Origin of the sequence: Cognatishimia sp. F0-27, from assembly GCF_020667845.1 — a bacterium.
In the GTDB taxonomy this organism is placed as follows: Bacteria; Pseudomonadota; Alphaproteobacteria; order Rhodobacterales; family Rhodobacteraceae; genus JAFMPQ01.
Map to the genome: position 1 here is coordinate 45,539 of NZ_JAFMPQ010000010.1, position 14,711 is coordinate 60,249.

15 protein-coding genes are annotated in these 14,711 nt (G+C 62.7%); 2 read left to right on the forward strand and 13 right to left on the reverse strand.

Translation table 11 applies throughout. The annotated features are described in order from the left end of the window. Positions 1-3 precede the first annotated feature (3 nt). From pufL to J1C49_RS07410, 10 genes are all read right to left on the reverse strand, one after another. Positions 4-846 carry a photosynthetic reaction center subunit L gene (pufL, locus tag J1C49_RS07365; RefSeq protein ID WP_227445168.1) on the reverse strand — a complete coding sequence of 281 codons (843 nt, stop codon included), beginning with the start codon at positions 844-846 and terminating at the stop codon, positions 4-6. Positions 847-1,017: 171 nt separating this feature from the next. Further along, the gene (pufA, locus tag J1C49_RS07370) at positions 1,018-1,173 is read right to left on the reverse strand and encodes a light-harvesting antenna LH1, alpha subunit (RefSeq protein WP_227445169.1); all 156 of its coding nucleotides are present in this window, start codon (positions 1,171-1,173) and stop codon (positions 1,018-1,020) included. Positions 1,174-1,187: 14 nt separating this feature from the next. Beyond that, positions 1,188-1,337 (reverse strand): light-harvesting antenna LH1, beta subunit, encoded by a 150-nt coding sequence (pufB, locus tag J1C49_RS07375; RefSeq protein ID WP_114509227.1) that lies wholly within the window; start codon positions 1,335-1,337, stop codon positions 1,188-1,190. 122 nt (positions 1,338-1,459) lie between these two features. Beyond that, positions 1,460-1,678 carry a cytochrome PufQ gene (pufQ, locus tag J1C49_RS07380; RefSeq protein WP_227445170.1) on the reverse strand — a complete coding sequence of 73 codons (219 nt, stop codon included), beginning with the start codon at positions 1,676-1,678 and terminating at the stop codon, positions 1,460-1,462. A gap of 1 nt (position 1,679) precedes the next feature. Continuing rightward, positions 1,680-3,179: a chlorophyllide a reductase subunit Z gene (gene bchZ / locus J1C49_RS07385; protein WP_227445171.1), complete on the reverse strand. Its 1,500-nt coding sequence runs from the start codon at positions 3,177-3,179 to the stop codon at positions 1,680-1,682. A 133-nt stretch (positions 3,180-3,312) separates the two neighbouring features. Further along, the gene (gene bchY / locus J1C49_RS07390; RefSeq protein WP_227445172.1) at positions 3,313-4,878 is read right to left on the reverse strand and encodes a chlorophyllide a reductase subunit Y; all 1,566 of its coding nucleotides are present in this window, start codon (positions 4,876-4,878) and stop codon (positions 3,313-3,315) included. Positions 4,879-4,944: 66 nt separating this feature from the next. Beyond that, positions 4,945-5,946, reverse strand: a complete 1,002-nt coding sequence (locus J1C49_RS07395; protein WP_227445173.1) for a chlorophyllide a reductase iron protein subunit X — start codon at positions 5,944-5,946, stop codon at positions 4,945-4,947. Then, on the reverse strand, positions 5,943-6,884 hold the full coding sequence (bchC, locus tag J1C49_RS07400) for a chlorophyll synthesis pathway protein BchC (protein WP_227445174.1): 942 nt from the start codon (positions 6,882-6,884) through the stop codon (positions 5,943-5,945). Before bchC ends, J1C49_RS07395 begins: the two co-directional genes overlap by 4 nt. 147 nt (positions 6,885-7,031) lie before the next feature. After that, positions 7,032-8,174, reverse strand: a complete 1,143-nt coding sequence (locus tag J1C49_RS07405; RefSeq protein ID WP_227445175.1) for an acetylserotonin O-methyltransferase — start codon at positions 8,172-8,174, stop codon at positions 7,032-7,034. A gap of 3 nt (positions 8,175-8,177) precedes the next feature. Continuing rightward, positions 8,178-9,047 (reverse strand): polyprenyl synthetase family protein, encoded by an 870-nt coding sequence (locus J1C49_RS07410; RefSeq protein ID WP_227445176.1) that lies wholly within the window; start codon positions 9,045-9,047, stop codon positions 8,178-8,180. 97 nt (positions 9,048-9,144) lie between these two features. Here J1C49_RS07410 and crtD point away from each other — a divergent pair, with 97 nt between their 5' ends. Then, positions 9,145-10,746, forward strand: a complete 1,602-nt coding sequence (gene crtD / locus J1C49_RS07415) for a 1-hydroxycarotenoid 3,4-desaturase CrtD (RefSeq protein WP_227445177.1) — start codon at positions 9,145-9,147, stop codon at positions 10,744-10,746. Continuing rightward, complete coding sequence (crtC, locus tag J1C49_RS07420) at positions 10,701-11,576, forward strand: carotenoid 1,2-hydratase (protein WP_227445241.1); 876 nt, start codon at positions 10,701-10,703, stop codon at positions 11,574-11,576. The genes crtD and crtC overlap by 46 nt, the downstream gene beginning before the upstream one ends. Positions 11,577-11,627: 51 nt before the next feature. Here crtC and J1C49_RS07425 read toward each other — a convergent pair whose 3' ends face one another. Genes J1C49_RS07425 through J1C49_RS07435 form a run of 3 tightly spaced genes read right to left on the reverse strand, consistent with a single transcriptional unit; the run spans position 11,628 to position 14,683 of the window. After that, entirely contained in the window at positions 11,628-12,086 is a 459-nt protein-coding gene (locus J1C49_RS07425) for a TspO/MBR family protein (RefSeq protein WP_227445178.1), read from the reverse strand. A gap of 6 nt (positions 12,087-12,092) precedes the next feature. Beyond that, positions 12,093-13,130 (reverse strand): 15-cis-phytoene synthase, encoded by a 1,038-nt coding sequence (gene crtB, locus J1C49_RS07430; protein ID WP_227445179.1) that lies wholly within the window; start codon positions 13,128-13,130, stop codon positions 12,093-12,095. Further along, entirely contained in the window at positions 13,127-14,683 is a 1,557-nt protein-coding gene (locus J1C49_RS07435) for a phytoene desaturase (protein WP_227445180.1), read from the reverse strand. The genes crtB and J1C49_RS07435 overlap by 4 nt, the downstream gene beginning before the upstream one ends. Between the last annotated feature and the right edge of the window lie 28 nt (positions 14,684-14,711).

Below are 14,711 nucleotides of genomic sequence, written 5' to 3' on the forward strand. Positions count from 1 at the left end.
GTTTTACAGCCCCACGTTGGCGCCCCAGATGGGCAGTTCGAGCCACCAGTTCCACCATTCGGGCCAGCCTTTGGTCCAGACGGGGCCGGAGATGATGATACAGATCGCGCTCCAGAAACCGGCATTCAGCGCCAGCAGGAGACCAACACGGTGAATGCCGAGCGTCCCGACCGAGTAGCCGATGAAATCCCGGAAGAACGTGTCTTCGTGATCGGGGGTCTTCATCTCTTCGCCTTCGATGCCGGGATTGGCCGCCGACAGGATCAGACCGCCATGCAACGCCAGCGCCAGGGTGGTGGTGAAGAAGAACGTCACCGCCAGCATATGGGCCGGGTTGTAATGGAAGTGCAGATAGGCATAGCCGGTGTTGCTCACCCAATCGAGGTGGCTGAAGATCCCGTATGGGAAGCCATGCCCCCATGCGCCCATCAGAAGCGGGCGGAACACCACCAGCGTCACATAGGCAAAGATCGCCACCGAAAAGGCGAAAGGCACGTGATAGCCGATGCCGAGCTTGCGGCAGATCTCGACTTCACGCAGAGCCCAGCTGCCAAACGCGCCGACCGCACAGATCGTGATGATCTGCCACAGCCCGCCCTCCATGAGCGGTGCCATGCCAAGACCGTATGACAGGTCCGGCGGTGCGATATTGATAAGCCAGGGATTGAAGGTGCCTTGCTGCGACGCGCCCCACAGTATGAGTATCGTGCCGAGCAGAGCGAAAAAGGCGGTCGTGACCCCGAAGAAGCCCACATAGAATGGACCCACCCAGAAGTCGAACAGATCGCCGCCGATCAGCGTCCCTCCGCGGACGCGATACTTTTTCTCGAAGCTGAGCAGCGCCATCTTCATTTCTCCGCAGTGTGGCGGTGTCCCTCGCAAGACGACCGACAGTGGATTGTTGTTACGCCGTGGGCGACGCGCAAAACCCCGCCCACGGCAGACACCGAAAGGTGTTTGCCTGAGACGCTCCTCCCGGGAGCATCACGAGAGCCCGAAGGCTCTCAAGTCAGGTGATCACATGCCTGCCTGAGCAGCTGTTTCGAACCAGTTGATGCCGTTGGACAGCACCACGAGATGGATCATTGCAGCCAGCAGGAAGAGGAAAACGCCCTGTGCCACGAAAACGCGGCGCGGGTCGAAAACCATCCAGATCTTGTAGAATTTTGCCATTCTTCAGTTCTCCCTCAGAACCACGGGCGCCAGATGAAGGTCGCCAAGTGTGCGACCACAGCAACCGCCGAGAACAGCCAAAGGCCGCTCATATAGACGGAGTGCAGCTCTTGCGCCTGCTCGTCGGTGAGACCTGTGAAGGACAGGTCGGAATTATCAGCCATATTATTCCTCCGGAACGATTTGACTGCCGCCGCACACCCTGCGGCGGGGGCGCCCGTGGATCATCCACGGGCAAACTGTCCGCCCCATGCAGGCGCGGTCAGACTCTTCTCCCTGCCCTCGCTCAGGCAGAGAAGATCAGAGGGGTGATCCGGTCCGCTTCGGCCCACGCGCGGGCAAGCGGCCCGTGCAGCATGAGCGTCTGCTTCTGGAACACCTCCAGCACCCAGCCCACCATCGCGAAGGGGATCGCGAGCAGGAAGATGATGCTGAAATAAAAGGTAAACTCGGCGCCGCGTTTGGTCGTGTGGCGACGCGGTTCCTGGGAAGTGAAATCGGCCATTCTAGTGTCCTCCTTCAGAAGTCTGGTCCGCCGGGGCGGCGGCAAATTCGGTGCCCTTGGGCGCAAGCGCCAGCACGGTTTCAAGCACGACCCGCTCTGCGCCATCCTCCAGCGCGGCCGCCTCGGCGGCATCGCGCAGGGTCTTGGCCGCGGAAATGCGGGTCAGGATCGGGTGCGTTTCCACGATGCGATCCAGCGCGGCCTGCGCATCCGGATCCCACGGGAAATCGCGGCGCAGCGGTGTGAGCGTGGCATCGGTCTTGTCCATCTCCGTGCCCAGCGGCAGGATGTGGAACAGCGCGTCGAACAGCCCGTTGCAGACTTCCTGCAAGAGATAGGTCGCGCCAGCATAGCCCATCATCGGCGTGCCGGTATGGCGTCGGATCGCGGCCCCGGGAAAGCTCGCCGGGATGAATGCGGGCTGCGGCCCGAACCCGGCCTTGGTCTCCGCGAGATACATTTTCTCGTTGATCGACCCCATGAGGATCAGCGGACGCTTCTGGTGCACAAGCGCGCGCACTTCCTCATTGTTGGTCTTTGATCCCGCACAGCGCGCTACGGCAAAATCGCACGGGAACCCGAGATCCCCTTCGAGGTAGCGGCGGATTCCGCGGGCATAGGTCTCGTTCGCCACGATCCCGAAAGACGCGGTGGCGAAGAAGTCCTGCGTCACCGACCGCCACAGATCCCAGACCGGTTTCAGCGTCGAATGCTTCTCGCGCTCGATGAACGGCTCCGAGTCGAGACCCGTCAGCTCGCCCAGTGTGCGCAGGAATTTCGTTGTGCTCTCCACGCCGATCGGCGCTTGCAGATAGGGCTTGCCGAGCACTTCGCACAATCCGCGACCGAATTCGCGATACATGCAGATATTGACATCGGCATTCACGAGGTTGCGCATCTCGGCCAGATGCGCGCCCATCGGCATCACCATGTTGACCTCGACCCCCATGCCTTCGACCAGACGCCGGATCTCGGCCAGGTCCGATGGCATGTTGAACGTGCCATACATCGGCCCGAGGATGTTGACGCGCGGGGCGGCGCCCTCTTCGCGCTTGGCCTCTTTGGGCATGCGCCCCTTGGTCATGCCGAACTCGGTAAAGATCCAGGTCATCGCGCGGTCCGCGGCTTCCCACTGATCCTCGTCAATCGTGCGCGGCAGGAACCGCTGGATATTGGTGCCCATGGGCGTGACACCGCCGCCGATCATCTCGGCAATGGAGCCGGTGACCACAACAGCCGGGAGAGCTGGGTCGAGCACACCCCAGGCGCGTTTCATGGCGCCTTCGGTCCCCTCTCGACCCAGCTCCTCCTCACCGAGGCCCGTAACCACGATGGGGAGTTCATGCGGCGGGAGCGCATCGGTGTAATGCAACACCGATGTCACTGGCAGGTTTTCACACCCAACCGGCCCGTCGATAACAACTTGCAGACCCTTGACGGCACAGAACGCATAGACTGCGCCCCAATAGCCACCGGCCCTGTCATGATCCTGAATCAGCATGGCACTTGCCCTCCCCGCGCCGGAAACCCGCGCGTGTCGGCAGAGAAAACCGGAAGCGCACAGGTCATGCGCATGGTTTGTGCATGCGATGTGCATGAATTGTGCATGGCGTGTCTTGGCGCAAAACGGCGGCTCATATCATCTGCTCCGCCTTGGCTGCGCGCGCCTTCTTTTCGAGTTTTTTCTGATGCGCCGCCCGGAAATCCGGGCGCAGATTGGGGCTGCCTTCCCACACGCCGGCAGTGTCGCCACTGCCCACGCCCTCGAAGAAGGCCTTCATGCTGTCCATCCGCTCTTTGCCGGCGATGGCCGCATTGACCACCTCCGCGAGCGAGCCCGCGCCAGCCGGTCCCATCAGGGGCCGTGCCGAAATCAGATTGGTGTAGTAAAGCCCCGGAATCCCGAGCTCTTTTGCCTTCTGCACAACCGGTGTCGTGCCAATGGCAAGGTCGGGTCGAACGCCTTCCATCGCCGCGCAATCGTCCTCGAGCGACGCGCGGAACTGGACCTTGATGCCCTTGTCTTCGAGCCAAACGCGGTCGGGCTCCGACCATTCGGACCGCGCACAGGCTGTCCCGACGTAGCGCAGGTCCGCCCCGCTCTCCACGAGCAGCCGCGCGACCAGCAGTTCGCTGCCTTCATATCCGCTTAAGGTGATGGTGCCATTGATGGGTGCGCCCGCAAGAGCGCCCTCGATGGCCGGAAGAAACGCATTCTGCGCCGCCGCGATCTGCGCCGCTGGCACGTTATACGCCTCGCCGATGGCCTTGAGCCACGCGGCTGTTCCGTCGCGTCCGACAGGCGCGGAGCCGACAACCGTGCGGCCGGCGGCCTGAAAGGACCGCACAGCGGCGGTATAGAACGGGTGGATCGCCGCCACGACCTGACTGTCGAGCGCGGCGTACAACTCGCGCCATTCGCGGCACGGCACAACCGGCCCCGCCGCCAATCCCATCGGTGCCAGCATTGCGCCAATCATCATCGGATCGGCGGGGAACATCTCGCCCAGAAGGCTCACCGTCGGACGGTCTGATTTGCCGCCCGTTGGCGCCGCGACCGGCCCCGCCTTGATCTCGGCGCGCGCATAATCGAGCATCGCGCCAGCAAGGATATCCTTGGCCTCCGCATGGGTCGGCACGCCAAAACCCGGAACGTCGATCCCGACAATCCGCACGCCGTTGATCTCATCCGGCAAAAGCCGCAGCGGAACGCCGGAAGCCGTTGGAACACAGAGGTTTGTCACCACGATGGCGTCAAACCGGTCCGGGTCCGCCATCTCGTGCACGGAGTCGCGAATGTCCTCGAAGAGCTTGCCCGTCACCAAGGTTTCGGAGTTGAACGGCACATACCCAACCGACCGCCGCGCGCCATAGAAATGGCTCACGAAGGTCAACCCGTAGACGCAGCACGCGGAGCCCGAAAGCACCGTCGCCACCCGCTTCATCCGCAAGCCAACGCGCAACGACCCGAAGGCCGGGCACATGCTTTGCGGCTTGTCATGCGGTCCTTGCGGATAATCCGCAGCATAGCGATCCAGAAGCTCGGTATTGCCTGCAAGCTCAGCGGCTTTTTTCATTTCGGAGCCCGAGTGACACCCAAGACCGTCCGAAGGAACACCGGCATCCCGAGACGGATCCCGAGGCGCGCCCCGGATCACATCCACCTCTGCCGTGTCGTCATATGTCTTTTCGTTGCTCAAGATCGCTTCTTCTCTGTCAAAGGGCACCAGTGGCGGGGACATCGGGTCCCCGTTCCGGCAATCACGTCACGCGTCGTCGTAGATCACCTCGAGGGAAACCTGTGGCACCGCATCCGGTCCGCGCATGTCTTCATCCGTGGCCGGCTCAAGCACAAAGCCCGCGCCGGTTTCCGAACCGTCGAACAGCTCCAGCAACCCATCCTGGCTCAGCGCGGTGGGCCGCATCGGCGGGGCCACGGCAACATGGTCGCCCAGCGCGGCAAAGAGCGCGCCCCACTGGCTCTGACTGGTGCCAACTATCTGATAATTCGCGGATTTCTTGCGCAGATCGTCATCCTGCGGAATGCTCGCAAGCACCGGAATGTCGACCGCCTTGGCAAAGGCCTGCGCCTCGCCCGAGCCGTCATCCTTGTTGATCACAAGGCCCGCCACGCCGACATTGCCGCCGAGTTTGCGGAAATACTCCACCGCCGAACACACGTTGTTCGCCACGTAGAGCGACTGCAGATCGTTGGACGCCACAAGGATCACCTTCTGCGCCATGTCGCGGGCAATCGGCAGGCCGAATCCGCCGCAGACCACGTCACCGAGGAAATCCAGCAGGACGTAGTCGAAATCCCAATCATGGAACCCGAGCTTTTCAAGCAGTTCGAACCCGTGGATGATGCCGCGCCCGCCGCATCCGCGACCGACCTCCGGACCACCAAGCTCCATCGCGAAAACGCCACCGCGCTTGAAGCAGACATCGCCGATCTTGACCTCTTCACCGGCCAGCTTCTTGCGGGTCGACGTCTCGATGATCGTCGGGCAGGCCTTGCCGCCAAAGAGCAAAGAGGTGGTATCGGATTTCGGGTCGCAGCCAATGAGCAGCACGCGCTTGCCCTGCTCGGCCATCATGTGGCTGAGATTGGCCAGCGTGAACGACTTGCCGATCCCGCCCTTGCCGTAGATCGCGATGATCTGGGTTTTGGAGGTCGGCTCGCCTTGCGGCACTTCGAGCGTCGGCTCGGAGGCTTCTTCGGAAAGGCGCTTGTCATACCCCTTCAGATCAGGAATTTCGTCCTTCATGCGGCTTGCTCCCAATCTAGGATCATCTTGAGACATCCCGGGTCTTCGAAGGCCGTGCGATACGCTGCGGCGGCATTCTTGACCGGGCTTGTATGTGTAATCAGTCCGTCGAGGCTCAGCGCTCCGGATTCGACCAGCGACCGGGTCGCCGTCAGGTCATCGCGCGCCCATTCGGCGGCCACGCGGAACCGGGCTTCCTTCATGAAAGCCGGCGGAAAGGCAAATTGCAGCGGCTGGGTGTAGAAGCCCGCCAGAACAATCTCGCCGCCCTTGGCGATGCGCGACACCAGATCATTCAGCAGATCGCCGCGCCCGGACGCATCGTAGATCGCGCCATAGTCCCGGCGCTCATCGGCATCGGGATGCAGAACTTCATAACCCTCTGCGCCGCTCATGCGCAGCGGGTCGACCTCCCAGACCGTCGGCGCAGGCGCGCCAGCGGCCAAGGTCAAACGGGCAAGCAACCGTCCAAGAACGCCGTGGCCGACAATCAGATCGGGCAGCGCCTTGTCGAGACCGGCCATGGAATGCCGGGCCGTTGCGGCCAGCGCCAGCAAGGCTGCCTGCGCGCCGTGGCCGCCATCGATTCGCGTGACGCGGGCGGCATCGGTGACAACGCGCCGTGCGGCACCCCCGAAAAGACCAAAGGCGCCATCATAGCAATTGGCGCCTGGAACGAACACGTGCTCGCCGGTCTTGTAGCCACTGTCGCGACCTGCTTCGACCACAACGCCTGCGGCTTCGTAACCCGGAACAAGCGGATATCCCATGCCGGGAAATGGCGGCATCTCACCGGACCAAAAGAGTTTTTCCGTCCCGGTAGAGATCCCGGAATGGTGAATGTCGACGATGAGGTCAGCATGACCCGGCTCTGTGAGTTTCACCTCTTCGACGGACAGGGACTTCGGTCCATTCAGAACGATGGCGGTTGTTTGCATGGATCATCCTCCCTGGACGTGATGGCCGAACGATTCTGTAAGGCGCATGGGTTCCTGTTCATGTGTAAGTTTAACCTTACAGCTTATAGTGTCAATCATAATAGACACTCTTGCGACCATAGAATTTGACCCGGGCTACCGCGCCGATCATCGCGCGGGCTTGGTCGCCATCACGACAGAGGTGATGAAGGGCCTGCGGGAGCGGGGTGTCTTGATCTCGGAGAAGCCGATTTCTGACATTAAATCAGCGACTTCGCGCTGGCTCCGAACCGTGCCTGTCCGCATCGCCATGCAATAGAACGCAAAATAGACATCGCCCGCGCGATCCGGCTCTGTGCCGCCAGACATCGGTTCTGACACCACGAGCCGGCCACCCGGTGGCAAGGTGTCAAAAACGCCGGACAGCAAGGCCCTGACCGTGTCGTCCTCGTGGTCGTAAAGAACCCGGATCAGCGATATCGCATCGACACCCTTTGGCAGCGGATCGTCCCGGAAAGACCCCGGGACAAAGCGGATCCGCGCGCCGACATCCGACTTTTCGAGCCGTGCGCGGGCCGCACCTTCAACCGCAGGCAGGTCAAAAAGGGTGACCTGCAAGCCCGGGGTCGCGCGTGCGGCGGCTTCGGCAAAAGCGCCTGAACCGCCCCCGACATCGAGAAGATGCGAGGCACCGGCAAACGAGACCGCTTGCAACGTATCCTCGGCGACAAGACCTTGGCTCTGAGCCATCAGGTCGGAATAGGTCCGGGTCGTGGACGGGTCGGTCGCGCCCCCCGCGCCAAAGACATAGGGCCAGAAATCTGCAAGCTCGGTCTGGGTTTCCCCGCGCAAGAAGGCCAGGGGATCGCTGAGATCCCGATACAGCACATCATGGTGTCGGATCATCTGCTCCAGACCGGGAACACCGAGCAACGCGGCACCGCGCGTGGTCAGACCGTAGCGATCGCCGGAGCGCCGAAACAACCCGAGCGCCGTGGACGCCTGCGCCAGCCGCGCCATGCGGGCCGGTGGGACGCCCGTGCCTTCGGCAAGCGCGGAAACCGCAAGCGGGCCATCGAGCAAACGGTGCAACAAACGCAACTCCACCACTGCATAAAGAACCTGCGACGCCACGAAGCCCTGCACGAGATCAAAGAGCGCATCCCCTTCCTTCCGGGCGATGCGGCGGAGGATCGGCATGCGCGCGGACCAGCTCTGAAACCGCGGCGATGCCGCAATCCGCGCCAATCGCGTGCGCAGCCCGATACGGCCGGAGCGCGGCAGATCCCCGGTGTCACGCGCCAGAGTCATGCTTCAGGCTCGCGTCTTCAACGCGGCGTCAGGCATGATCCGTTTTGCGGTCATGGTCACCATCTGGGCAAGCTGCGCTTCGCCCGGACAGGCCGGGATGGAGGCAATCGCGCCGGACAGGATTGCCCTGAGACGCTCGACCGCGCCATCAAGCCCAAGTTCGGCCACGGCGTTGGGTCGACCATGCAGATCGTCCTGCCCCACCGGCTTGCCAAGTTCCTTTTCATCACACACCGCGTCCCGCAGGTCGTCGGCAACTTGAAACGCCTCGCCGATCCGGGCACCCAGCTCATACCAGGGTTCGGCATCCTGACCGGCGGCAACGGCCCCCATCTGAGTTGCCGCGATGAAAAGCGCGCCTGTCTTGGAGCGGTGATACGCAGAAAGGTCGATGATTTCTTCGCTCTCCCATCCCTGCCCGGCGCAGATACCATGCGGCATGCCCGATTGACGCGAGAGCAACCCGACCAGCGCCAGCGCCCGGTCCGGGGTGTCGAGTCCCGCTTTGCTCAGGATGGCAAAACACTGGATGATGAGCGCATCACCTGTCAGAACAGCGAGCGGTTCCGAATAGGCGCGATGCACGGAGGGCTTGCCCCGGCGCAGTTCGGCATCGTCAAACATCGGAAGGTCATCGTGAACGAGGCTCGCACAATGCATGATTTCGAGCGCCGCGGCGGCGGCATCGGTGAGCTGTGGGTTGTCGTCGCCGCAAGCCAGCGCAACCGACATCAGGATCGTCGGGCGGATCCGCGCGCCCCCCGGTGTGCAGGCGTAGTGCAAGGCACCAGAGAGCCGACCCGGGGCGGGACCATCCTGTCCGGTCCTGATTGCTGCTTCCATCGCCGCATCAATCCGTGCGTGCAAACCCATCCAAGCCTCCTGACCGCGACGCGGACTGTAACATTATTTGGACATCAAAGTGTAAATCATACTGGACAGTCAGGGGTTCCGAGTCAACTATCAGACAATGAAAAATGCAGCCTCCTCCTTGCTTGCGACGGATTCGAAAGCGTCTGTTGTTGTTGTCGGCGCCGGGATCGGTGGGCTTTGCGCGGCTTTGCCTCTCGCACATCAGGGATTTGCGGTCACCGTGATCGAGCGCGCCGACACGCCCGGCGGCAAGATGCGGCAACTTCCCAGCGCCGCAGGCCCGGTCGACGCCGGACCGACAGTGCTTACGATGCGGCCGGTGTTCGAGGCGCTTTTCGCCTCCGTTGGCGAGAGGCTTGAAGATCATGTGACACTACACCGGCAAGACGTGCTGGCACGTCATTGGTGGCCCGGATCCGGACCTCTGGACCTGTATTCCGACCGCGATGCAAGCGCCCGCGCGATCGAGGCCTTTGCGGGCAAGACCAGCAGGACGGAATTCGAAGCCTTCTGTGACCGGACCGAGCAGCTTTGGGACGCGTTCCGCGAACCGATGATGGAAGCGCCGGAACCCAATGTGTCCATGCTGACCCGCAAAGTCCTGTCGAAACGCGGACTGATGCGGGCCATGGCCCCGCTCTCGACCCTCGCAGGGCTGCTCGATCGCAGCTTCTCCGACCCCCGCCTGCGTCAGCTCTTTGGCCGCTACGCCACATATGTCGGCGGCTCGCCATATCGCGCGCCGGCCATCCTGTCGCTGATCTGGCAAGCCGAAGAGGCCGGTGTCTGGGTGGTTGATGGCGGAATGCACGCTTTGGCCAAGGCCATTGCCGCGCTCATCGTCAAACGCGGCGGGACCTTCCGGTTTGGCCAATCCGTGCGATCCATCGACACCAACGGCAAACGCGTGACCGGCGTCACCCTCGACAGCGGCGAAGCGCTGGCCGCAACCGGGGTGGTTTTCAATGGCGATCCAAGGGCGCTCTCCACCGGGATGCTTGGCCCCGCGGTCAGTGATGTGGCGGTTGCCGCGCGCAAACACCCGCGCAGCCTGTCAGCGCAGGTCTGGGCCTTTGCCGCCCGCGCAGATGGGCCGGCGCTTGCCCATCACAACGTCTTTTTCTGCGCCGATCCCAAGGCGGAATTCAAATCGTTGCTCTGGGGTCGCGCGCCCGCCGACACAACGCTCTACATCTGCGCGGAGGACCGCGGGCTGCCGCGCCCGCCGCCAGAGCTGGAGCGCTTCGAGATCATCTTGAACGCAGCTCCCCTCACACAGGCGCGCAGCACAGAACAGGAGTTCGACACATGTCATCAACGGACCTTCCGAACGTTGAAACGTTTCGGTCTGAGCTTCTCACCGGAACCGGACGCAGCTGCGCTGACGACACCGCAAAAATTCGACGCGCTCTTTCCGGGCAGCGCCGGGTCACTCTACGGGCAGAGCCCGCACGGGATGTTTGCAGCGCTCGAACGTCCCCGGGCCCGGACGAAGATCCCGGGGCTCTGGTTGGCGGGCGGGGGATGTCATCCGGGAGCGGGGGTGCCGATGGCGGCGCTCTCCGGCCGGCACGCGGCAGAGGCGATCTTGATGGACCCAACTTTAACCTGGAGGTTCCGCAGAACGGCTATGCCTGGTGGTATGTCGATGCCATCTCGGATTGTGGAACGCGTGCTCTCTCGGTCATCGCGTTCATAGGGTCGGTTTTTTCGCCGTGGTATGCGTGGTCGGGCCGGAAGGATCCGCATAACAATGTCTGCATCAACGTGGCCACCTATGGTCCGGGCGGACGGTTCACCATGACGGATCGGGGCCGCGCGGCCCTGCGGCAGAGCCCGCGTCAGTTTACGGTGGGTCCGTCTTCCCTGCGCTGGGACCGGGGCACGCTTGTGATCGACATCAACGAGATTTCCTCCCTGCCCCTGGTCAGTCGCGTGCGGGGCCAGATCAGGGTATCGCCCAGCGCGATCACGTCCGTTGAGCTGCCGCTGACGCCGGACGGCACACATGTCTGGCGCCCATTCGCGCCAAGCGCCGAGGTCACCTGTGATCTCGAAGCAAATGGCTGGCAATGGGCAGGCCACGGATATTTCGATGCCAATTTCGGGACGCGAGCGCTTGAACAGGATTTCAGGGATTGGACATGGGGGCGGTTCCCGACCAAGGATGGCGCCACCTGTTTTTACGACGCCAAGCGCCGCGACGGATCCGATCTCGCAGCCGGGTTCCACTTCACGGCGGATGGCCGCGCCGAGGAAATCGCGCTGCCGCCAAAACACCGGTTCCGCCGGTCGCTCTGGGCGGTGCGGCGGGAAACCCGAGGCGATCCCGACACCAAGCCGCGGCAAGTGCTGAACATGCTGGACGCCCCGTTCTATTCGCGCTCCGCCGTGGAGACCGTCATCGACGGCGAGAGAACCGTGGGCGTGCATGAGGCGCTCGACCTGCGCCGCTTCCGCTCGCCCCTGATCAAGCCGATGCTTGCGGTGCGCGTGCCCCGCCGCGCCGGGTGGTCTTTCGGGATCTGAGCCGGGGGACCACGGAGTCCCGCAGACCAAGCCCGAAGGATCAGTCGCGGCTCATGCCTCAGACGGGTTGCGCATGATGACGCTCGCGTTGAGCGCCCCCGCGATGCTCACCCAGACAAGATAGGGCAGGAACAACGCCCCGGAGATCCAGTCGACCTGCCAGAACACCACAACCGATACCGCCACGGACACCCACAGACAGGCCAGCACGATCATGCCCAGCTTGAGCTTTTGCAGTCCGAAAAAAACCGGTGTCCACAGACCGTTGAGCGCGATCTGTAGCGCCCACATCGCCATGGCGATGGCGTTATCGTCGGACAGCGCAAGCCGAGCGCCCGCGGTGGCCATACAAATGTAAAGCGTGGTCCACGTGACGGGAAAAACCCAATCGGGCGGCGTCCATGGCGGTTTGTTCAGAGACCGATACCACGAGCCCGGCGGAAACAGCCCGCCGGTTGAGCCCGCAGCCATGCAGGCGGCCAGAAAAATCGCAAAGAGAAGCCAGAACATGACCACCTAGCTAGCGCGCGACACATCATCCATCAAGCGTGCTCTCCTTTCCTGATCGGACCGCGCAAGCTGCGTCAAAGCCTCGATCAACCCGTCCGCGCGGCTGCGCCCACGGGCGCCAATTGCCGCCGCATCCACAAGGAACGCGACCTCTGGCAAGGGTCTGGCATACAGTGTCGCCGCCCTTGGCGTCAGCATCGAGAAGCCAGCCATGAAGCCCGCCTGCCCTATCCATGCAAGCTTTTGACCCTTGGACGTGTGCGCCCGTGACGAAATCGAGTCGTAGCCTGATTCCGCAACCTTGCCACCGATCCCGGCATAGATCAGACGCGCCGCGAAAATACCGGGCCGCGCAGCGCGCGGCAGGGCGGCAATGCCCGGCTCCGACCGGTAATAGAGCCGATTGGCCTCCATCACGAGGCGGCGGGTCAAAAGCCGAATCGCCTTGGTCGGGCGCGGGTTGGCAAGAAACGCCTCCGGGTCGATCCCGGCTTCATCAAGCCAGTCGGTCGGCAGGTAGAGCCGGCCTTCCAGCGCATCTTCGCCAATATCCCGTGCGATATTCGTGAGCTGCATCGCAACGCCGAGGTCGCAGGCCCGTGCCAGCGCATCCGCATCGCGCACCCCCATGAGAACCGACATCATCGCACCCACTGCCGAAGCGACCCGCGCGGAATAGGATTTCACATCCGACAGGCTCGCATACCGCCGGCCCATCGCATCCCAGGCCAATCCTTCGAGCAGCGCATCTGGCAAAGCGCGCGGCATCCGCGTTTCCTCGACCACTGCGGCAAAAGCCCGGTCGGGTGCTGCGTTGCGCGGGCGGCCTTCATAGACGCGGGCAAGGCGGTCCTGAAGTTGCAGGACCGCGGCCGCCTTCTCCGATTGCAGGTCGACGGCATCATCTGCAAGCCGACAGAATGCATAAAGCGCAAGCGCCGGTTCCCGCACCGATTTCGGCAACAGCCTCGAAGCGGCATGAAAGGAGAGCGACCCATGCCGGATCATCTCGGCGCATTCGGCCATATCTTCCTGGCGGCTCATTCTGCCGCCATCCTTTCATCGCGCATGACAAACTCCGGGTCAGGAACCAATTGACTAAGCACTTCGGCTGATGAAATCACACCGGGCAGACCGGCACCGGGATGTGTCCCCGCACCGGTGAGGTAGAGACCGTCCACTTCCTCGGAGACGTTGTGGGGCCGAAACCAGGCGCTTTGCAGAATGCGCGGCTCGATTGAAAAGCCGGTCCCGTAGGGCGCACAGTAGCGGTGCTTGAATGTCTCGGGTGTAAAGACCTCTTCCGCAGTCAGGCGGTCTGCGAAGCCGGGCAGAAGCTGGTCTTCGAGCACCTTGATGACCTTGGCCTTGTAAGCGGCGCCTTCCGCTTGCCAATCGACCGGGTTTTCGTGGCCGAGATGCGGCACCGGCGACAACACGTAGAACGTGTCGTCTCCGTCCGGCGCCACGCTTGGGTCGGTCACGGAAGGCCGATGAACATAGAGCGACATGTCATCCGCAAGTTTCCCGGACAGGAAGATATCGCGCACCAGCCCCTTGTAGCGCGGACCGTTCAGTATGGTGTGATGACCCACATCCTTCCACATTCCGCGCGTGCCCTTGGTGCCGAAATACCAGACATAAAGACCCATGGACCACCGCGACTTCTTCAGCCGTTTGGAGGTCCAGCGCTTGCGTGGAAGCTTGCGCAGCAGGTGATCGTAGGTAAAGCCGGCATCTGCATTGGATACGACCACATCGGCCGTGATGATCTCGCCACTGGCCAGTTTTATACCGCGGGCCTTGCCGTTCTTGACCAGGATCTCATCGACATCGGCGCCCATCCGGACATGTCCGCCCTGGCTTTCGACAATCTCCGCCATCACCTTGGCAATCCGGGCCACGCCACCAATGGCATAGTGCACCCCGAATTCCTTCTCCAGATGGCTGACGAGTATATACATCGAGGTGACGTTGAACGGATCGCCCCCGATAAACAGCGGATGAAAGCTCAGCGCCATACGCAGGCGTTCGTCCTTCACGCGTTTGGCCGCGTGGGCATAGACCGATCGATCAGCGCGCAGCATCGCAAATTTCGGCAGAACCTGAATCAGATCCCAGAGTTTGTGCATGGAGCGCCGACCGAGATCCTCGAATCCGAACCAGTAGCGCTCTTCGCTGTCGCGCAGGAACTTGTCATAGCCCTTCACGTCGCCCGGAGACAGGCGCGCCACTTCGGCCCGCATCTTCTCGGTCGATTGGCTGGCGGTGAAGGTCGACCCGTCCGGCCAGCGGATCTCGTAGAACGGATCGAGCGCACGCAGATCCACATCGGCATGAAAGTCGCGCCCGCAAGCCGCCCAGAGTTCCTTGAACACCTGCGGCACGGTAACGATGGTCGGCCCAAGGTCGAACCGATGGCCGTCCTTGGAGATCGAGGAGCCACGTCCTCCCGGAACATCGAGCCGGTCAAAGACGGAAACACGGTATCCGCGTGCGCCAAGACGCATGGCGGCGGCAAGCCCGCCCAGACCAGCGCCCACCACGATGGCATGAGCATTGGAACGGGGGGTAATGGAAGGATCTATGCGGGTCATTTTAACGAGACTACCACTGTCAATTTTT

Bases quoted from the DNA above. Each gene is read 5' to 3' on its own strand.
- crtB (WP_227445179.1), bottom strand. From the start codon at position 13,130: ATGAGCCGCCAGGAAGATATGGCCGAATGCGCCGAGATGATCCGGCAT.
- bchZ (WP_227445171.1), bottom strand. From the start codon at position 3,179: ATGCTGATTCAGGATCATGACAGGGCCGGTGGCTATTGGGGCGCAGTC.
- crtD (WP_227445177.1), top strand. From the start codon at position 9,145: ATGAAAAATGCAGCCTCCTCCTTGCTTGCGACGGATTCGAAAGCGTCT.
- pufB (WP_114509227.1), bottom strand. From the start codon at position 1,337: ATGGCTGATAATTCCGACCTGTCCTTCACAGGTCTCACCGACGAGCAG.
- bchC (WP_227445174.1), bottom strand. From the start codon at position 6,884: ATGCAAACAACCGCCATCGTTCTGAATGGACCGAAGTCCCTGTCCGTC.
- J1C49_RS07395 (WP_227445173.1), bottom strand. From the start codon at position 5,946: ATGAAGGACGAAATTCCTGATCTGAAGGGGTATGACAAGCGCCTTTCC.
- pufA (WP_227445169.1), bottom strand. From the start codon at position 1,173: ATGGCAAAATTCTACAAGATCTGGATGGTTTTCGACCCGCGCCGCGTT.
- pufQ (WP_227445170.1), bottom strand. From the start codon at position 1,678: ATGGCCGATTTCACTTCCCAGGAACCGCGTCGCCACACGACCAAACGC.
- J1C49_RS07425 (WP_227445178.1), bottom strand. From the start codon at position 12,086: ATGTTCTGGCTTCTCTTTGCGATTTTTCTGGCCGCCTGCATGGCTGCG.
- J1C49_RS07405 (WP_227445175.1), bottom strand. From the start codon at position 8,174: ATGACTCTGGCGCGTGACACCGGGGATCTGCCGCGCTCCGGCCGTATC.
- J1C49_RS07410 (WP_227445176.1), bottom strand. From the start codon at position 9,047: ATGGGTTTGCACGCACGGATTGATGCGGCGATGGAAGCAGCAATCAGG.
- pufL (WP_227445168.1), bottom strand. From the start codon at position 846: ATGGCGCTGCTCAGCTTCGAGAAAAAGTATCGCGTCCGCGGAGGGACG.
- J1C49_RS07435 (WP_227445180.1), bottom strand. From the start codon at position 14,683: ATGACCCGCATAGATCCTTCCATTACCCCCCGTTCCAATGCTCATGCC.